Source organism: Myroides sp. C15-4 (assembly GCF_050522745.1).
GTDB lineage: Bacteria > Bacteroidota > Bacteroidia > Flavobacteriales > Flavobacteriaceae > Flavobacterium.
In genome coordinates this window covers 25,536-42,818 of record NZ_JBMVQX010000001.1, presented here as the reverse complement: position 1 = coordinate 42,818, position 17,283 = coordinate 25,536, and the positions used below count along the sequence as shown (strand labels likewise).

General features: G+C 37.0%; 22 protein-coding genes. 17 read left to right on the top strand and 5 right to left on the bottom strand.

From position 1 onward, the window contains the following. Positions 1-2: 2 nt before the first annotated feature. Positions 3-206 carry a hypothetical protein gene (locus ACPDHL_RS00265; protein WP_430530816.1) on the bottom strand — a complete coding sequence of 68 codons (204 nt, stop codon included), beginning with the start codon at positions 204-206 and terminating at the stop codon, positions 3-5. Between the two features lie 170 nt (positions 207-376). After that, positions 377-829, bottom strand: a complete 453-nt coding sequence (locus tag ACPDHL_RS00260; protein WP_430530815.1) for a DUF4190 domain-containing protein — start codon at positions 827-829, stop codon at positions 377-379. A gap of 292 nt (positions 830-1,121) precedes the next feature. Here ACPDHL_RS00260 and ACPDHL_RS00255 point away from each other — a divergent pair, with 292 nt between their 5' ends. From ACPDHL_RS00255 to ACPDHL_RS00245, 3 genes are all read left to right on the top strand, one after another. Then, positions 1,122-2,474 carry a UDP-N-acetylmuramate--L-alanine ligase gene (locus ACPDHL_RS00255; protein WP_430530814.1) on the top strand — a complete coding sequence of 451 codons (1,353 nt, stop codon included), beginning with the start codon at positions 1,122-1,124 and terminating at the stop codon, positions 2,472-2,474. A gap of 127 nt (positions 2,475-2,601) precedes the next feature. Further along, positions 2,602-3,342 carry a JAB domain-containing protein gene (locus ACPDHL_RS00250; RefSeq protein ID WP_430530813.1) on the top strand — a complete coding sequence of 247 codons (741 nt, stop codon included), beginning with the start codon at positions 2,602-2,604 and terminating at the stop codon, positions 3,340-3,342. Between the two features lie 56 nt (positions 3,343-3,398). Beyond that, positions 3,399-4,097: a YjjG family noncanonical pyrimidine nucleotidase gene (locus tag ACPDHL_RS00245; protein ID WP_430530812.1), complete on the top strand. Its 699-nt coding sequence runs from the start codon at positions 3,399-3,401 to the stop codon at positions 4,095-4,097. A gap of 14 nt (positions 4,098-4,111) precedes the next feature. On the opposite strand, the gene ACPDHL_RS00240 is transcribed toward ACPDHL_RS00245, so the two are convergent. After that, positions 4,112-5,389 (bottom strand): replication-associated recombination protein A, encoded by a 1,278-nt coding sequence (locus ACPDHL_RS00240; RefSeq protein ID WP_430530811.1) that lies wholly within the window; start codon positions 5,387-5,389, stop codon positions 4,112-4,114. Positions 5,390-5,541: 152 nt separating this feature from the next. Here ACPDHL_RS00240 and ACPDHL_RS00235 point away from each other — a divergent pair, with 152 nt between their 5' ends. Continuing rightward, on the top strand, positions 5,542-6,321 hold the full coding sequence (locus ACPDHL_RS00235; protein WP_430530810.1) for a rhomboid family intramembrane serine protease: 780 nt from the start codon (positions 5,542-5,544) through the stop codon (positions 6,319-6,321). 334 nt (positions 6,322-6,655) lie between these two features. Here the strand turns inward: ACPDHL_RS00235 and rlmB are convergent, their stop codons facing one another. Next, entirely contained in the window at positions 6,656-7,390 is a 735-nt protein-coding gene (gene rlmB, locus ACPDHL_RS00230; protein WP_430530809.1) for a 23S rRNA (guanosine(2251)-2'-O)-methyltransferase RlmB, read from the bottom strand. A 108-nt stretch (positions 7,391-7,498) separates the two neighbouring features. Next, the gene (locus tag ACPDHL_RS00225) at positions 7,499-9,160 is read right to left on the bottom strand and encodes a hypothetical protein (RefSeq protein ID WP_430530808.1); all 1,662 of its coding nucleotides are present in this window, start codon (positions 9,158-9,160) and stop codon (positions 7,499-7,501) included. 183 nt (positions 9,161-9,343) lie between these two features. On the opposite strand from ACPDHL_RS00225, the gene rpsL reads away from it, so the two are divergent. The 13 genes from rpsL (at position 9,344) to rpmC (ending at position 17,267) form a co-directional block, all read left to right on the top strand. Next, on the top strand, positions 9,344-9,724 hold the full coding sequence (gene rpsL / locus ACPDHL_RS00220; RefSeq protein ID WP_002987523.1) for a 30S ribosomal protein S12: 381 nt from the start codon (positions 9,344-9,346) through the stop codon (positions 9,722-9,724). 25 nt (positions 9,725-9,749) lie between these two features. Continuing rightward, positions 9,750-10,226 (top strand): 30S ribosomal protein S7, encoded by a 477-nt coding sequence (gene rpsG / locus ACPDHL_RS00215; RefSeq protein WP_002987522.1) that lies wholly within the window; start codon positions 9,750-9,752, stop codon positions 10,224-10,226. Positions 10,227-10,247: 21 nt separating this feature from the next. Further along, positions 10,248-12,383 carry an elongation factor G gene (gene fusA / locus ACPDHL_RS00210; protein ID WP_430530807.1) on the top strand — a complete coding sequence of 712 codons (2,136 nt, stop codon included), beginning with the start codon at positions 10,248-10,250 and terminating at the stop codon, positions 12,381-12,383. Between the two features lie 11 nt (positions 12,384-12,394). Further along, positions 12,395-12,700, top strand: coding sequence for a 30S ribosomal protein S10 (gene rpsJ, locus ACPDHL_RS00205; protein ID WP_026710316.1), 306 nt, complete (start codon positions 12,395-12,397; stop codon positions 12,698-12,700). Between the two features lie 111 nt (positions 12,701-12,811). After that, the gene (rplC, locus tag ACPDHL_RS00200; protein WP_430530806.1) at positions 12,812-13,429 is read left to right on the top strand and encodes a 50S ribosomal protein L3; all 618 of its coding nucleotides are present in this window, start codon (positions 12,812-12,814) and stop codon (positions 13,427-13,429) included. After that, on the top strand, positions 13,429-14,058 hold the full coding sequence (gene rplD, locus ACPDHL_RS00195) for a 50S ribosomal protein L4 (RefSeq protein ID WP_158962476.1): 630 nt from the start codon (positions 13,429-13,431) through the stop codon (positions 14,056-14,058). Before rplC ends, rplD begins: the two co-directional genes overlap by 1 nt. A gap of 7 nt (positions 14,059-14,065) precedes the next feature. Beyond that, positions 14,066-14,356 (top strand): 50S ribosomal protein L23, encoded by a 291-nt coding sequence (rplW, locus tag ACPDHL_RS00190; protein ID WP_158962477.1) that lies wholly within the window; start codon positions 14,066-14,068, stop codon positions 14,354-14,356. A gap of 6 nt (positions 14,357-14,362) precedes the next feature. Beyond that, a complete protein-coding gene (rplB, locus tag ACPDHL_RS00185; RefSeq protein ID WP_002987516.1) occupies positions 14,363-15,187 on the top strand; it encodes a 50S ribosomal protein L2 in 825 nt (274 codons plus the stop codon). An 11-nt stretch (positions 15,188-15,198) separates the two neighbouring features. Beyond that, entirely contained in the window at positions 15,199-15,477 is a 279-nt protein-coding gene (gene rpsS / locus ACPDHL_RS00180) for a 30S ribosomal protein S19 (protein WP_002987514.1), read from the top strand. 9 nt (positions 15,478-15,486) lie between these two features. After that, positions 15,487-15,897, top strand: a complete 411-nt coding sequence (gene rplV / locus ACPDHL_RS00175) for a 50S ribosomal protein L22 (protein ID WP_182626741.1) — start codon at positions 15,487-15,489, stop codon at positions 15,895-15,897. Positions 15,898-15,905: 8 nt separating this feature from the next. Beyond that, positions 15,906-16,625: a 30S ribosomal protein S3 gene (rpsC, locus tag ACPDHL_RS00170; RefSeq protein ID WP_182626740.1), complete on the top strand. Its 720-nt coding sequence runs from the start codon at positions 15,906-15,908 to the stop codon at positions 16,623-16,625. Positions 16,626-16,643: 18 nt separating this feature from the next. Next, on the top strand, positions 16,644-17,063 hold the full coding sequence (gene rplP, locus ACPDHL_RS00165) for a 50S ribosomal protein L16 (RefSeq protein WP_002987510.1): 420 nt from the start codon (positions 16,644-16,646) through the stop codon (positions 17,061-17,063). A 12-nt stretch (positions 17,064-17,075) separates the two neighbouring features. Continuing rightward, the gene (gene rpmC, locus ACPDHL_RS00160; protein ID WP_002987509.1) at positions 17,076-17,267 is read left to right on the top strand and encodes a 50S ribosomal protein L29; all 192 of its coding nucleotides are present in this window, start codon (positions 17,076-17,078) and stop codon (positions 17,265-17,267) included. Positions 17,268-17,283: the final 16 nt, after the last annotated feature.

Here is a 17,283-nt window from a genome sequence, read left to right as displayed (position 1 = left end):
TTTTAAGCAATACCCAATAAAGGGATAAAAGCGTATAAAAAGAAGAGAGTTAATAAGGTTAGATCTACATATAAAAGTATCTTCTTATAATAGGATAACGGAAGTAAAACTAGTATGCCTCGTGTAATACCCACATAAATAAAGAAGAGAAAAATAGAATAGCTATAAGGATTAATTAAATCTTTCTTTCCTTGTAATAACGACATAAAATCTCGTGTTAGGCCTCTGCTTCTACAAAGTGTTTCAGGCAATCCTTCACAAGAGGAACGAATACTTAAGGCGGTTGAGGTAGTAGTATTGAGAAAAAAAATATAACCCAATAAACAGAGGATTAATACAAAAAATATACAGTTAATAATCTTATAGTTGTTCACCCTTATTCTGTTACTTGCTCGTCTAAATAGTATACTTCTCCTTGCTCTTGAAGAGAATCATCTTCTTCGTTATATTCATCATCAGAATAAGGGGTATAATCCTCATTACTCATGTTCTCCATTTCTTTCTGCATATCATTGATATCTTTAATTGCAGCTGTAGCAGCCGTAGCAAATAAAGCGCCCCAAGCTAGAATAATGATAAAACTGAGCGCACCAAGAACGAGTCCAGCAATTCCCATACCTTTCGATTCACTGTGTTTCTTTGCACTAGAAATAGTTAATATTCCCAATACGATGGCTACAACAGCAACGATAAGTGCAATAAGTCCAAAACAAGGAATGAATGATGATGGTAAAGCAATGATACCTGCTACTAGAGCTAAAATACCTAATACTTGGGTGTTATTCCCACTTTTTTGTGGTGGTACTGGTGGTGGAGTGTAATTTTCCATAGGGTGATTTTATAAAAATTTTAGCAAAAATACGATATATTTTGTCTCAAATGTTAATTGAAATAGAAAATAGTGTCAAGTTGCGAGGATCTAGGTGAAAAATAGAGGTGGCAGAAAGTGAGTTTCTTTGCGATTATGACTACTGTTAGCATACAACGTTTAAGCGAACTTTAGGTTATATTGCAGATGATAAGATGGATTTTCTAAGGGTATTCGCAAATGTATTCTGTTTTTTTAGTAATAAAATTGTAATTTTATCCTCCAATAAGAATCGACGTAAAAAAGATATATAATGCGCGTACATTTTATCGCAATTGGGGGAAGTGCTATGCACAATCTTGCCTTAGCCTTACATGCAAAAGGAGATGTTGTTACGGGAAGTGACGATGCTATTTTTGAACCCTCTAGAACGAGATTAGCCAAGCAAGGGCTTCTTCCTGAAGTAGAAGGTTGGTACCCAGAAAAAATTACAACAGCCCTTGATGCTGTGATTTTGGGTATGCATGCGAAAGAGGACAATCCTGAGTTGATTAAAGCAAAAGAATTAGGACTGAAGATCTATTCTTATCCCGAATTTATTTATGAACATGCCAAAAATAAAACCCGAGTAGTAATCGGTGGATCCCATGGAAAAACAACCATTACTTCGATGGTCCTTCATGTGTTAAATTATCACGGTGTGGAAGTAGATTATTTAGTAGGGGCCCAATTGGAAGGATTTGATCGCATGGTGAACCTAACGGTTGAAAATGATTTTATCCTCATTGAGGGAGATGAATACCTGTCTTCCCCTATCGATCGACGTCCGAAATTTCATTTGTATGAACCCAATATTGCCTTGTTGAGCGGTATTGCTTGGGATCACATTAATGTGTTTCCTACGTTTGATAGCTATGTAGAACAGTTCCGTATCTTCATTGATAAAATTACCAAGGGGGGAATTTTAATCTACAACGAAGAAGACGAAATCGTCAAACAAATTACAGAAGAAAGCAGTAATCCAATTCGAAAAATCCCATATACAACTTTAGAGAATGAAATTGTCGACGGGGTAGCTTATTTAGTTACGAATGAAGGACCGATGCCTTTAGAAGTATTTGGACAACACAATATCAATAATATTAGTGGAGCAAAATGGGTGTGCCAGAACATGGGAATCGACGAGGATGATTTCTTTGATGCCATCACCAGTTTTAAAGGAGCGTCTAAGCGTTTAGAAAAACTATATGACGACAACTCGACCGTAGTGTATAAAGATTTTGCACATTCACCTAGCAAGGTAAAAGCAACTATGAAAGCAGTACGTGAGCAATATCCAAACAAACAATTACTGGCGTGTTTAGAATTGCATACCTATAGTAGCCTGAATGCAGCTTTCTTGAGTGAATACAACGGAAGTTTGCTAGGTGCAGATCAAGCAGTAGTGTTTTATTCTTTAGATGCATTAAAGCTAAAGCGCATGCCTGAGATCACTTCAGATCAGATGAAAACTGCCTTTGACTTACCAGCCTTATTAACCTATACTAATGCAGAAGATTTTAAAGCCTACATTAAAAACTTAGATATTAAAAACAGTGTACTTCTTTTTATGAGCTCTGGTGATTATGGCGGATTAAATTTAAATGAATACGTACAAAATATATAGTAATTAAAATCCTTTCACTGAAAGGGTTTTTTTATGAAAGTCATTCAATTTACACGTAGAAAAGACGGAACATTTAAATAGAGGATTGGTTTTTGAAGGAGCTTAGTAGAACTTAATACCTGTTACTATGTTGAATACAAGAAAACCAATCACCGCTTGGGCAGAAGATGATCGCCCCCGAGAAAAGTTAATGCTCAAAGGAAAAAGCGCTTTGAGTGACGCCGAATTGATTGCTATTTTAATTGGGTCAGGCAATAGAAATGAGTCTGCCTTAGATCTTAGTCGAAGAATCCTAGAGACAAATGAGTTGAATTTAGCTGAACTCGCTAAGCAATCGGTATCGAGTTTACAGCGTTTTAAAGGAATTGGCGAAGCGAAAGCAATCGCTATTGTAGCAGCATTAGAATTAGGACAGAGGCGAAGAGTTGCTGATACTTTAAGACAAGCTAAAATCACCTGCAGCCGTGATGTATTTGAATTGATGCAACCCAAAATAGGAGAGCTGATCCATGAAGAATTTTGGGCTATCTTTTTAAATAATGCCAATCGCGTTCGCGGGGTTGTTGCTAATCGCAACGAACCTTTTATTGCTCATCACCTGATTGAAACCATTAATATTAGCAAAGGAGGAATTACTGGAACAGTCGTAGACCTGCGTGTGCTCTTTAAGCTAGCCCTAGAAAAGCAGGCAACAGCCGTTATTATAGCTCATAACCACCCTTCAGGTAAATTACAACCCAGTGAGGCAGACATTCAAATTACCCAAAAAATAAAAGAAGCGAGTAAGATTATGGATATTGCACTCTTGGATCATTTTATTATTACCGAATATGATTATTACAGTTTTGCCGATCATGGTCGATTATAATAGGGGCTATTTTTTCAAATTGATTACTTTTGTAGCATTAAATAGAAAAGCAACCGATGTATTCTAAAAAATTTGAACACAAAACCGATATATTCTTCGACCTTGATCACACCCTTTGGGACTTTGAAAAAAATTCCGCCTTGGCATTTGAGCAAGTGTTAGAAGAAATGAAATTACCTTTTAGTATTGAACAATTTTTACACTACTATGTTGGTATTAATGCAGATTATTGGGATCGCTATAGTCTAAACCTTGTCACGCAACAAGAGTTGCGTATTGGGAGAATACGCGATACCTTTGAATTGCTAGAATATGCCACAACAACAGAAAGTATGCTAGAAGTAGGAGATAAGTACCTGACCTATCTGCCCAACTATAATTACCTGTTTGATGGAGCTATTGAAATTTTAGAATACCTACAAGAAAAGTATAAGTTGCATATTATTACCAATGGGTTTGATCAAGTGCAAGCGCGAAAGATCAAAAACTCGGGAATGGATGGGTTCTTTCAAACGGTGACGAATTCCGAGTTAGCAGGTGTGAAAAAACCAGATGCTAAAATTTTTGCCTATGCTTTACAGTTAGCAAAAGTACAAGTTCAAGATACGGTTATGATCGGAGATAATCTTTTAGCTGATATTGAAGGAGCACAGAATGTAGGGATGGATGTGATTTATTACAATGAACACCACAAAACTGTGCCTGTCACTTTACCCCAAGTAAGTACCTTATTAGATATAAAAAGCCTACTGTAAAGTAGGCTTTTGTATTAATAGTTGTATTTAAATTGCCATCTGTTCTTTAGAAAATCTCGTGTGCTGTTCTCACGGCTATTTTGTCCAGGCTCATACAAAATTGTACCACTAAGTTCTGTAGGGAGGAATTCCTGATCCACAAAATTATTCGGGTAATCATGGGAGTATTTGTAATCTTCTCCATACCCCAATTCTTTCATCAGTTTTGTTGGGGCATTACGCAAGTGTATGGGAACGGATAAATCGCCCGTTTGTTTGACTAGTTGTTGGGCTTTGCCAATGGCCATATAGGTAGAGTTACTCTTAGGTGAAGTGGCCAAGTAAATGGCGCATTGGCTCAATAATATGCGACTTTCGGGATATCCAATAACCGAAACGGCTTGAAAGGTATTCGTCGCCATGATTAAAGCGGTCGGATTGGCATTGCCAATATCTTCAGAGGCAGCAATAACTAAGCGCCTTGCAATAAACTTAACATCCTCACCACCTTCAATCATGCGAGCCAACCAATAAACAGCCCCATTGGGATCACTACCGCGGATGGATTTGATAAAAGCAGAGACAATATCGTAATGCTGTTCACCAGTCTTGTCATATAGTACGGTGTTTTTTTGTACAATCTGCATGACATAGTCATTGGTAACCACTATATCATCCCCCGTTGTTGCGTTGATAATAAGTTCAAAGGTGTTCAATAGTTTTCGACCATCTCCACCTGATACGCGAAACAGTGCTTCGGTTTCTTTGAGGTTAATGCGCTTAGATTTTAAAAATGAATCTTTGGCAATAGCGCGATCTAAAAGTGCGCGCAAATCTTCTTTGGTAAATGCGTTTAAGGTGTACACCTGACAACGTGAAAGTAAAGCGGGAATCACCTCAAAACTTGGATTTTCAGTGGTAGCACCAATTAAGGTGATCCAGCCACGCTCTACGGCTGCTAGTAGCGAATCTTGTTGTGATTTGCTGAAACGGTGAATCTCATCAATAAACAGAATCGGATTGCGTGCCGTAAATAGACCGTGATTCGATTTGGCTTTGTCAATTACCTCTCGTACGTCTTTTACACCCGAATTGATTGCACTCAAAACGTAAAAAGGGCGTTGACTTTCTTTGGCTAAAATTTCCGCTAAAGTTGTTTTTCCCGTACCCGGAGGACCCCAAAAGAGTAATGAGGGAATAAAACCAGTTTGTAATTGCTTCGTTAAGATTCCTTTTTCACCAACTAAATGTGCCTGACTGACGTAATCAGCCAAGGTTTGCGGTCGTACTCTTTCTGCTAATGGTGCATCCATGACAATTCGATTTTGAGAAATACAAAAATACAACCTATAATCTCGAATAAAAAGAAGTCATTTAAAATTGTATGCAATCCCTGTGATTTGTGTAGTTGAATTGCAGTACTATTTTATATCTTTATGTTTTATGTAGTAATGAACAGGCTCGAATGAAAGATAAACAACTTGTTATAACCGCTGATTTAATCATCTTACCCTTCTTATTCATTATGTTAATTTGGACGGTGTATTGGTTGGATTGGAAAGACTATTTACAATTGTACCAGTATGGAGTGTATCCCCGTACACTAAAAGGATTGAGGGGAATTATTTTTAGCCCCTTTATTCACGGTGGATTAAAACATATCTATAACAACTCAGTTGCGCTATTTGTATTGCTGCTGTTGGTTCAGTTTTTTTATAAAAAACAAGTGTGGCAAATTTTAGGCTGGGGGATCCTTTTGTCTGGTTTGGGTACTTGGTTGATTGCAAGAGAAAGCTACCACATTGGTGCAAGTGGATTGATTTATGTACTTGTGAGCTATATGTTCTTTAAGGGGATACAAACCAAGTACTTTCGATTAGTGGCCCTGTCGCTACTCATTGTGATGCTTTATGGCAGTATGATTTGGTATGTATTTCCCGATATAGAAGAAGGGATTTCTTGGGAAGGACACCTCAGTGGATTTATTACAGGTATGATTTTGTCTTTTATTCTAAAATCACCAACGTATAGCGAAAAAATATATAAGTATGAATGGCAGTCTCCAACCTATGATCCTAATATAGATCCATTCATGCAGTGTTTTGATGCAGCGGGGAATTTCATCATTATCCCTAAAGAAGTAAAGGAAGCGATAGACTTAAAAAATCCCTATCGAAAGACTTTGCCTATTGTTTATGGGAAATTGGAAATGGGAGAAGGGAAATGGATAGATTCGTCTACTTAAGATGATTGCAGTAAACAATAAAAAAACACAGAACCCTTTCTTGAGGTTTACGCTGTTTATCTCACTTAGTTCATATTAATTTTGGTGTTCGATGAATCTTCGATTTTCGCTGCGTTTCGATTTGTTCGTTGCGCTGTGTACACGATTTGTATATTTTCTTCTAGTAAAAGAAAATCGTTGTTAGGAATGGTTTCTTGAGCAAAAAAACAAACAACAAATAGCGTAAATTAAAAAAGGAAAGAGTTGCAATTGCAATCCTTTCCTTTTTTATTATTGAAAGAGTTTTTATTTGAGAAGAATACGCATCTCCCATTTCCAATTTCTCTTCACTTAACTAGCGTCTCTGTCTAATAATCTCGTATAAAAAGGCTCCACAAGCAACTGATACGTTCAGTGAATCGATGCTACTGAACATAGGAAGTTTTGCCTTTTCATCAATGATTTTTAAAACGGAAGGATTGATTCCTCTATCTTCACTACCCATAATAATAGCTACGGGAACATTTAGATCTACATCGTAGATTTCTTTTTCTGCTTTTTCAGTTGCTCCCAATGTCACTACGCCAGAACCTTGCAAATAGAAAACAGCATCTTTGATGTGGTCTACCTTACAGATTGGAATATTGAAAACAGCACCAGCAGAAGTTTTAATCGTATCTCCATTTACAGGAGCGGCACCATTTTTAGAAATGATAATTCCGTCTGCTCCACAGCAAACTGCTGTACGAATGATCGCACCAAAATTACGCGCATCCGATAATTGGTCCAATACAACAAAAAGAGGCTTGTCTTTTTTCTCTAAAGTCGTTTCCACTAACTCCTCTAATGAGATAAAAGTAATAGGTGCAATCGTACCAATAGCCCCTTGGTGATTTTTCTTTGTTAAACGATTGAGTTTTTCAATAGGCACATAAGAGAAGTTAATGTTGTTTCTCTTTAATGACTTGATTAACTCATTCATTAGTTCACCTTGTGCATCCTTTTGTAAGAATACCTTATCTATATCTTTACCTGCTTCAATGGCTTCGATTATCGCACGAATACCAAAAATTTGATTCTCCTGATCCATGGCGCAAAGGTAGTTATATTTTTATTATACGTTAGATGTTTTTTCAGGTCGCGCTAAACTTTTGTTTCCTGATTAGGGGGTATACACACCCTAGAATAAAAGTAGCAATTAAAACAAGGTTTTGAATCCAATGTGAATCGTTGTGTTGTCAAATGAAAAGGGAATGCCCGGTTGTTTGCCATTGGCGAAAGAGAGATTGAAATAACTCGAGTTGGTAATAAAGCCCAATCCCATACCTATACTATATAAGGTGTTCTTTTGTTCCAGGGGTTTGTATTCTTGAATCGCATAATCAAAGATTGTATGCAAGTATAAACTAGGATGAACTAAAAAGCGATATTCCGTATTAATTAAATTCAGCTGATTGGCCAATAGGCTATTTTCCTGAAACCCACGCAGCGATTGGTTCCCTCCAAAACGATACAATTCGTTCACCAAATAATCTTTGCTGAATAGCGAGTAATAGGTCCAGTTGATATAGAGGTAATGCTTAGGGGCAAGTTCAATATTTTTGTTGGCATTAATCTGCAATATGTATTGCGATTGCTTTGTTTCCTCCGTCATTCGATTTCCAGTACCAACGAGAACATCGAGCGAATAGTTTAGAGGAAATAGGGGGAGGTAAGAGCGTTTCTTCGTTAGTGTATAGTTTAGGGTATAAAACTTGCTGTCAAAATTCTCCATGGAAGGCAGTGCACTGCTGGTTGTTGAGGAGGTGTTTTGATAGCCTAACTTGATGTTTTGGTTATATCGAATGGCATATCCCAGTTGTACCCCAAGCTTAGTATTTTGGTAAATCGTATCTTGTTTCTGAATATTGAGCTGTCCACTTATATTTAAAGGAGTATTAAAAAGGTAAACGAATGATGTTTTAAAATCGAATTGCGTTTGTTTATTTGCATCACTGCGCCAGTACAATTGTAGCGATTCTCCTTTGTTTAATACGTTGTTGAGCGCCAGGTCTAAATAACCAGCAAGGGTGAACTTATCCTGTTCGTCTGTGCTAAATCCCATAAAACCATCAAAAGTGTTCGTGTTGGCTTTGTCTACATATAAATACAAGGTAGTTGAATCATCAGTAAATAAAGTCTCAGGTGATTTGTATTGTTTTAAAAAGTCAAGTTCACTTACAGCAAGTGAAAGATTAGAAACGAGTTGATCGCTATAGGGTTTGTTGAGGTAGCGCTTGGTTAGGTGTTGAATGATGTGCTCTGGAACTTTGGTTGTGCTCTTTATGGCGATTTGATCTAGTTTGCGGCTATTCGTTAGGTCGAGTTTTACATCGCAGTATAAAATATGATTTAGAATGTTGTGATTAGCTAGTTGTAAGGTCGACATGCCTAAGCCTTGTTGATCCAATTGTAAAGTGTATTGTTGCAAGTGAGAAGGCAAGGCCTCAAAATCGAGAGTTAGACTATCTTGAGTAAAGCCAATTTGTTGTTGAATAGCTGGTGACAACAATTTATTTGATAAGATGACTTGATGAATAGGATCATCAAGGGTATAGCTATAGGTAAAGTGATTGTTTTGTTGTTCTCTCTTTTTGGTGAAGGATAGGTATCCCTTTTTATATAAGAATTGATCGATTTGGTCAACAGCTTGATTAAGAGATTGTAAATCGGGATGATTTTTCACATACCCCAAAGTTGTTAGTAGTTCGCGATCTTTTTCATGGGTGGCTGTTAATTCAAGTGTCAACAACGCATCTTGTCCATAGCTAGTAAAACCCAGCAAGCAACATAAAAAGAAAGAGAGAATTAACTTAGGCACTTCGACTATATATTTGCGTGTAAAGTAAAATAAAAAAAGTAAGAAGCTGAGGCTTAAAGAATAAAATAAATAAATTACTTGAAAATTAATAGATTGTCTTTTGAAAAAAGAAAAAAACTTTCTACATTTGCAACCCCGTATATAGTGGGGAATAATATATTGTAGAAATTATTAATAAACATTATGCCAACAATTCAACAATTAGTAAGAACAGGGAGAACCCAATTAACTAAGAAGAGTAAATCGGTTGCTTTGGATTCTTGTCCTCAAAGAAGAGGAGTTTGTACGCGTGTTTATACTACTACACCTAAAAAACCTAACTCTGCAATGCGTAAAGTTGCAAGGGTACGTTTGACAAATGGTAATGAAGTAAACGCTTACATCCCAGGAGAAGGACACAATTTACAAGAGCACTCGATAGTATTAGTTAGAGGAGGAAGGGTAAAAGATTTGCCAGGTGTTAGATACCACATCGTACGTGGAGCTTTGGATACTGCCGGAGTAAACGGTAGAACTCAAAGAAGATCGAAATATGGTGCAAAACGCCCTAAAGACAAAAAATAATCGTTTAAACGTTTAAGAAAAAGACATGAGAAAAAGACAGGCGAAAAAGAGACCTCTTTTACCAGATCCGAAATTTAATGATCAATTAGTGACGCGTTTTGTGAATAACTTAATGTGGGATGGTAAGAAGTCTACGGCTTTTAAAGTATTTTATGATGCTTTAGCAATCGTTGAAGAGAAGAAACAAGATGAGGAAAAAACTTCATTAGAAATTTGGAAAGAGGCGTTAACTAATGTTATGCCACACGTAGAAGTTCGTTCTCGTCGTGTTGGTGGGGCTACATTCCAAATTCCTATGCAAATTCGTCCAGATAGAAAAATTTCTATGGCAATGAAATGGATGATTTTGTATGCAAGAAGAAGAAATGAGAAATCTATGGCTGCAAGATTAGCTTCTGAGATTTTAGCTGCTGCTAAAGAAGAAGGTGCTGCAGTTAAAAAGAGAATGGATACGCATAAAATGGCTGAGGCTAATAAAGCGTTCTCTCACTTTAGATTTTAATCCCTACAGAAAACTTATACAATGGCAAGAGATTTAAAATATACAAGAAATATTGGTATCGCTGCTCACATCGATGCTGGTAAAACAACTACTACAGAACGTATTTTGTTCTATACAGGTAAAAACCACAAAATGGGAGAAACTCACGAAGGATCTTCTACAATGGACTGGATGGAGCAAGAAGCGGAAAGAGGTATTACCATTACTTCAGCAGCGACTACTTGTACTTGGAATTTCCCAACAAAACAAGGTGAAAAGATCGCTGAGTCTATGGAGTACCACTTCAATATTATTGATACTCCGGGACACGTTGACTTTACAGTTGAGGTAAACCGTTCTTTACGTGTATTAGATGGGTTAGTATTCTTATTTAGTGCAGTTGATGGTGTTGAGCCACAATCTGAAACTAACTGGAGATTAGCTGATAACTACAAAGTTCCTCGTATGGGATTCGTTAATAAAATGGACCGTCAAGGAGCTAACTTCTTAGCAGTATGTCAACAAGTAAAAGATATGTTGAAATCAAACGCTGTGCCAATCGTTTTACCAATTGGTGATGAAGCAGATTTCAAAGGTATCGTTGACTTGGTGAAAAACCGCGCAATCGTATGGCATGATGAAAATCACGGTTCTACGTTTGACGTTGTTGAGATCCCAGCTGACATGGTTGATGATGTTAAACAATACAGAGGTCAATTAATCGAGGAGATCGCGGCTTATGACGAAAATCTTCTTGAAAAATATATGGAAGATGAAAACTCAATCACTGAGGACGAAATCCATAGAGCATTACGTGCTGCTACATTAGATATGAGCATCATCCCAATGTCTTGTGGTTCATCTTTTAAAAATAAAGGAGTTCAGTTTATGTTGGATGCTGTTTGTCGTTACTTACCTTCTCCAATGGACAAGGAAGCGATCGAAGGAACGAATCCTGATACTGAAGAGCCAGTTGTACGTAAGCCATCAGTTACTGAGCCGTTTGCTGCATTAGCATTTAAAATTGCTACCGATCCTTTCGTGGGGCGTTTAGCTTTCTTTAGAGCTTATTCAGGACACTTAGATGCTGGTTCTTATGTGTTGAATACACGTTCAGGAAACAAAGAGCGTATTTCTCGTATCTACCAAATGCACGCAAACAAACAAAATCCAATCGAATATATTGAGGCTGGAGATATTGGAGCTGCTGTTGGATTTAAAGATATTAAAACAGGGGATACACTATGTGATGAAAAAAATCCTATCGTATTAGAAAGTATGGATTTCCCTGATCCAGTTATCGGTATCGCTATTGAACCAAAAACAAAAGCGGATATGGATAAAATGGGTACTGCTTTGGCTAAATTATCTGAAGAGGATCCTACGTTTACAGTTAAAACTGATAAAGCTTCAGGGCAAACAGTTATTTCTGGAATGGGAGAGTTACACTTAGATGTATTAATCGACCGTATGAGACGTGAGTTTAAAGTTGAAGTGAACCAAGGGGAGCCTCAAGTTGAATACAAAGAAACACTTACTCGTGAGGCACAACACAGAGAGGCTTATAAAAAGCAATCAGGTGGACGTGGTAAATTCGCGGATATCGTGTTTAAAATTGGACCTGCTGATGAGGTGGATGGAAAACCATTCGTTGGATTACAGTTCGTGAATGAGGTAAAAGGTGGTAACGTACCAAAAGAATATATTCCTTCTGTAGAAAAAGGATTCAAAGAAGCGATGAAACAAGGGCCTTTAGCAGGTTTCGAAATGGATTCGATGAAAGTAACTTTAATTGATGGTTCGTACCACGCGGTTGACTCGGATGCTTTATCGTTCGAATTAGCAGCGAAAATGGGTTACAAAGCTGCAGCTAAAGCTGCCGGTGCTGTAATTCTTGAGCCTATCATGAAGTTAGAGGTATTGACTCCTGAAGAAAACATGGGTGATATCGTTGGGGATTTGAACCGTCGTCGCGGACAAATCAACAGCATGGATGATAGAAATGGAGCAAAAGTAGTTAAAGCTTCTGTGCCATTATCAGAAATGTTCGGATATGTAACTACATTGAGAACATTATCATCAGGTAGAGCTACTTCTACAATGGAGTTCTCTCACTACGCTGAAACACCATCAAACATTTCAGAAGCTGTAATCACTAAAGCAAAAGGAAACGCTTAATTTTCGAGAAAATGAGTCAAAAAATCAGAATAAAATTAAAATCTTACGATCATATGTTGGTTGATAAATCAGCAGAGAAAATCGTAAAAACTGTAAAAAGTACAGGTGCAGTAGTAACAGGTCCAATTCCGTTACCAACTCATAAAAAAATCTTTACTGTTTTACGTTCACCACACGTAAACAAAAAAGCTAGAGAGCAATTTGAAGTTAGTTCTTACAAAAGATTGTTAGATATTTATTCTTCTTCTTCTAAAACAATTGATGCTTTAATGAAATTAGAGTTACCAAGCGGTGTAGAAGTTGAGATTAAAGTGTGATAATTCGAATACTTCAATAAAAAATAAAGAGTAGGGATTAAGTATTAGAGTTGCATAAGCTCTAATGCTTAATTCTTTTAAATAAGTTTCAAATAATTTAATTAAATATTTATGTCTGGGTTAATTGGTAAAAAAATCGGCATGACTAGTATTTTCGACGAAAATGGAAAAAACATTCCATGTACAGTAATCGAAGTTGGTCCATGTGTCGTTACCCAAGTCAGAACCAATGAGGTTGACGGGTATGAAGCGTTACAACTTGGTTTCGATGACAAGACAGAGAAACACGCTACTAAAGCTGAGTTAGGTCACTTTAAGAAAGCGGGAACATCTGCTAAAAGAAAAGTCGTTGAGATCAAAGAATTCGAAGGAGAACACAAATTAGGTGATGTTATCACTGTTGATTTGTTCATCGAAGGCGAGTATGTAGACGTTCAAGGTGTATCTAAAGGAAAAGGTTTCCAAGGGGTTGTTAAACGTCATGGATTTGGCGGAGTAGGACAAGTTACTCACGGTCAAAAAAATCGTTTAAGAGCACCAGGTTCTGTGGGAGCTTCTTCTTATCCATCAAGAGTATTCAAAGGAATGCGCATGGCAGGAAGAACTGGAGGAGAAAATGTAACAGTACAAAATCTAAGAGTTTTAAAAGTAGTTGCTGAAAAGAACTTACTTGTTGTTAAAGGAGCTATTCCAGGACACAAAAACTCTTATGTAATCATTCAGAAGTAATGGAAGTAAAAGTTTTAGATATTACAGGGAAAGATACTGGTAGAAAAGTTGAACTTTTAGATTCAGTATTCGGTATTGAACCAAACAATCATGCAGTATATCTTGATGTTAAACAATATTTAGCAAATCAAAGACAAGGTACGCATAAAGCGAAAGAAAGAGCTGAGATTTCAGGAAGTACACGCAAGATTAAAAAACAAAAAGGAACTGGAACGGCTAGAGCAGGAAGCATCAAGTCACCAGTATTCAGAGGAGGAGGAAGAATCTTCGGACCAAGACCAAGAAACTACTCGTTCAAATTGAATAAGAACTTAAAACGCTTGGCAAGAAAATCAGCGTTTTCAATTAAGGTTCGCGAAGAGAACTTAATCGTTTTAGAAAACTTCAACTTCGAAGCTCCAAGTACTAAGAATTTCATTAGTGTATTGAAAGCTTTAGGGTTAGAAAATAAAAAATCTCTATTTGTGTTGGGTGAATCAAATAAAAATGTATATTTGTCATCACGCAATTTAGAGAAGGCTGCTGTTGTAACTAACTCAGAATTAAGCACTTATGCGATTTTAAACGCGGGGAGCTTAGTCTTGACAGAGGGATCTGTGGCTGGAATTGTTGAAAATTTAAGCAAATAATAGGAACATGAGTGTTTTAATTAAGCCTATAATTACAGAAAAAGTAACAAAAGACGGTGAAGTTTTTGGCCGTTATGGTTTCGTAGTTGATAGAAAAGCGAACAAAATTGAGATCAAAAAAGCAGTAGAAGCTACTTATGGTGTTAGTGTTGTTAACGTAAATACTATGAACTATGGTGCTAAGCGTTCTGTTAAGTATACAAAAAGCGGTATGATTAACGCTAAAACTAATGCTTTCAAAAAAGCAATAGTTGAATTGAAAGAAGGAGATAATATAGACTTTTATTCAAATATCTAATAAATAATGTCAGTTAGAAAATTAAAACCTATTACCCCAGGTCAGCGTTTTAGAGTTGTAAATAGTTTTGACGCTATAACAACTGATAAGCCGGAGCGTAGTTTACTAGCACCGAAAAAAAAATCTGGAGGTAGAAATAGTCAAGGAAAAATGACCATGCGCTACACAGGTGGTGGTCATAAACAAAGATATCGTATCATCGATTTCAAAAGAACAAAAGAAGGAGTTCCTGCAATTGTTAAAACAATCGAGTATGATCCAAACCGTTCAGCATTTATTTCATTACTTGCTTATGCGGATGGAGCAAAAACATACGTTATCGCTCAAGCTGGTCTAAAAGTTGGACAAACTGTAGTTTCAGGACCAGATGCATCACCTGAAGTAGGGAATGCAATGCCTTTAAGTAAAATTCCTTTAGGAACTGTTATTTCTTGTATTGAATTACGTCCTGGTCAAGGAGCAGTAATTGCTCGTTCAGCTGGTACTTTCGCACAATTAGTAGCAAGAGATGGTAAGTATGCAACAATTAAAATGCCTTCAGGAGAAGTGCGTTTGATTTTGTTAACTTGTATGGCTACAATTGGAGCTGTATCGAACCATGATCACCAATTAATCGTTTCAGGTAAAGCTGGTAGATCAAGATGGTTAGGTAGAAGACCAAGAACTAGAGCTGTAGCTATGAACCCGGTAGATCACCCAATGGGAGGTGGAGAAGGTCGTTCTTCTGGAGGACATCCACGTTCAAGAAACGGGATGCCTGCTAAAGGTTATAGAACTCGTTCTAAAGTTAAGTCGAGTAACAAGTATATCGTTGAACGTAGAAAGAAATAAAAGAGTAAGACATGGCACGTTCGTTAAAAAAAGGACCTTATGTTCACTTTAAATTAGAGAAGAAAGTTCTTAAAAATGTAGAGTCTGGAAATAAAGCAGTGATCAAAACATGGTCAAGAGCTTCTATGATTACTCCAGATTTCGTTGGACAGACAATCGCAGTACATAATGGTCGTCAATTTGTTCCTGTTTATGTAACAGAGAATATGGTTGGACACAAGTTAGGGGAATTTTCACCAACAAGATCGTTTAGAGGTCACGCTGGTGCAAAGAATAAAGGTAAAAAATAATAAGAAGCTATGGGAGTTCGTAAAAGAGAAAGAGCTGAGCAAACGAAAGAAGCTAATAAGCAAGTTGCTTTTGCTAAGCTAAACAATTGCCCTACTTCTCCAAGAAAAATGCGCTTAGTAGCGGATTTAGTAAGAGGACAGAAAGTAGAAAAAGCTCTAAATATATTGAAATTCAGTTCAAAGCACGCTTCTCGTAATTTAGAGAAATTGCTTTTATCTGCAATTGCAAACTGGCAAGCAAAAAACAGCGAAGAAAACATGGAAGAAGCTGGACTTTTTGTAAAAGAAATTAGAGTAGATGGAGGAATGATGTTGAAAAGACTTCGTCCTGCACCTCAAGGAAGAGCACACAGAATAAGAAAACGTTCTAATCACGTTACAGTTGTATTAGGATCTAATAATAACACACAAAGCAATTAATAAACAGTATGGGACAAAAAACTAATCCGATCGGGAATCGCCTTGGTATTATTAGAGGATGGGACTCAAACTGGTATGGTGGAAATGATTACGGTGACAAAATCGCTGAGGATCACAAAATCAGAAAGTATATCCATGCTCGTTTATCAAAAGCTAGTGTATCAAAAGTAATCATTGAGAGAACTTTGAAACTTGTAACCGTTACTATCACTACTGCTAGACCTGGTATTATTATCGGGAAAGGTGGACAAGAGGTAGACAAGTTGAAAGAGGAATTGAAAAAGATTACAGATAAGGAAGTTCAAATCAATATCTTTGAAATTAAGAGACCAGAGCTTGACGCGTTTTTAGTGGCTGCTAGTATCGCTCGTCAAATCGAAAACAGAATTTCTTACCGTAGAGCAATCCGTATGGCTATTGGTGCTGCGATGAGAATGAATGCTGAAGGAATCAAAGTAATGATTTCTGGTCGTTTGAACGGGGCTGAAATGGCTCGTTCAGAATCATTCAAAGAAGGAAGAATTCCATTATCTACTTTCAGAGCTGACATCGATTATGCACTTGCTGAAGCTCATACTACTTACGGTAGAATGGGAATTAAAGTGTGGATCATGAAAGGTGAGGTTTACGGTAAAAGAGATCTTTCTCCGTTAGCTGGTATGGATAAAAAACAATCTAAATCAGCAGGATCTAGTAAAGGTAGACCTAACCAACGCAAAAGAAAGTAATTTTTAAACTGAAGAAAAATGTTACAGCCTAAAAGAACAAAATACCGTAAGGTACAGAAAGGTAAGATGAAAGGGATTTCCCAAAGAGGGCATGAACTTTCAAATGGTATGTTCGGAATTAAATCTTTAGATTCAGCATTTATCACTTCTCGTCAAATTGAGGCTGCGCGTATCGCTGCAACTCGTTTCATGAAACGTGAAGGACAATTGTGGATCAAGATTTTCCCAGACAAGCCAATCACTAAGAAGCCTCTTGAAGTGCGTATGGGTAAAGGAAAAGGTGCAGTGGAATACTGGGTTGCTGTGGTAAAACCAGGAAAAATAATGTTTGAGGTTGGTGGCGTGCCACTATCTGTTGCAAAAGAAGCTTTACGCTTAGCTGCTCAAAAACTTCCTGTGAAAACAAAATTTATAATTGCTAGAGATTTCGAAGCATAATAGAAATTTATCATGAAACAATCTGAAATAGTAAACCTATCTGTAGCTGATTTACAAGAGCAATTAAAAGAATTGACTAACGCATTAAATAGCTTAAAAGCTACTCACGCAATTTCTCCAATTGAGAACCCACTTCAAATCAGAAAGGTTAGAAGAACAATTGCAAGAGTAAATACTGAGCTAAGCAAAAGAGAGTTACAATAATTGTATTCTGCTGAAA

Excerpts from the sequence above, each read along its gene's own strand:
- ACPDHL_RS00265 (WP_430530816.1), bottom strand. The coding sequence starts at position 206 with ATGTCGTTATTACAAGGAAAGAAAGATTTAATTAATCCTTATAGCTAT.
- ACPDHL_RS00260 (WP_430530815.1), bottom strand. The coding sequence starts at position 829 with ATGGAAAATTACACTCCACCACCAGTACCACCACAAAAAAGTGGGAAT.
- ACPDHL_RS00255 (WP_430530814.1), top strand. The coding sequence starts at position 1,122 with ATGCGCGTACATTTTATCGCAATTGGGGGAAGTGCTATGCACAATCTT.
- ACPDHL_RS00250 (WP_430530813.1), top strand. The coding sequence starts at position 2,602 with ATGTTGAATACAAGAAAACCAATCACCGCTTGGGCAGAAGATGATCGC.
- ACPDHL_RS00245 (WP_430530812.1), top strand. The coding sequence starts at position 3,399 with ATGTATTCTAAAAAATTTGAACACAAAACCGATATATTCTTCGACCTT.
- ACPDHL_RS00240 (WP_430530811.1), bottom strand. The coding sequence starts at position 5,389 with ATGGATGCACCATTAGCAGAAAGAGTACGACCGCAAACCTTGGCTGAT.
- ACPDHL_RS00235 (WP_430530810.1), top strand. The coding sequence starts at position 5,542 with ATGAAAGATAAACAACTTGTTATAACCGCTGATTTAATCATCTTACCC.
- rlmB (WP_430530809.1), bottom strand. The coding sequence starts at position 7,390 with ATGGATCAGGAGAATCAAATTTTTGGTATTCGTGCGATAATCGAAGCC.
- rpsL (WP_002987523.1), top strand. The coding sequence starts at position 9,344 with ATGCCAACAATTCAACAATTAGTAAGAACAGGGAGAACCCAATTAACT.
- rpsG (WP_002987522.1), top strand. The coding sequence starts at position 9,750 with ATGAGAAAAAGACAGGCGAAAAAGAGACCTCTTTTACCAGATCCGAAA.
- fusA (WP_430530807.1), top strand. The coding sequence starts at position 10,248 with ATGGCAAGAGATTTAAAATATACAAGAAATATTGGTATCGCTGCTCAC.
- rpsJ (WP_026710316.1), top strand. The coding sequence starts at position 12,395 with ATGAGTCAAAAAATCAGAATAAAATTAAAATCTTACGATCATATGTTG.
- rplC (WP_430530806.1), top strand. The coding sequence starts at position 12,812 with ATGTCTGGGTTAATTGGTAAAAAAATCGGCATGACTAGTATTTTCGAC.
- rplD (WP_158962476.1), top strand. The coding sequence starts at position 13,429 with ATGGAAGTAAAAGTTTTAGATATTACAGGGAAAGATACTGGTAGAAAA.
- rplW (WP_158962477.1), top strand. The coding sequence starts at position 14,066 with ATGAGTGTTTTAATTAAGCCTATAATTACAGAAAAAGTAACAAAAGAC.
- rplB (WP_002987516.1), top strand. The coding sequence starts at position 14,363 with ATGTCAGTTAGAAAATTAAAACCTATTACCCCAGGTCAGCGTTTTAGA.
- rpsS (WP_002987514.1), top strand. The coding sequence starts at position 15,199 with ATGGCACGTTCGTTAAAAAAAGGACCTTATGTTCACTTTAAATTAGAG.
- rplV (WP_182626741.1), top strand. The coding sequence starts at position 15,487 with ATGGGAGTTCGTAAAAGAGAAAGAGCTGAGCAAACGAAAGAAGCTAAT.
- rpsC (WP_182626740.1), top strand. The coding sequence starts at position 15,906 with ATGGGACAAAAAACTAATCCGATCGGGAATCGCCTTGGTATTATTAGA.
- rplP (WP_002987510.1), top strand. The coding sequence starts at position 16,644 with ATGTTACAGCCTAAAAGAACAAAATACCGTAAGGTACAGAAAGGTAAG.
- rpmC (WP_002987509.1), top strand. The coding sequence starts at position 17,076 with ATGAAACAATCTGAAATAGTAAACCTATCTGTAGCTGATTTACAAGAG.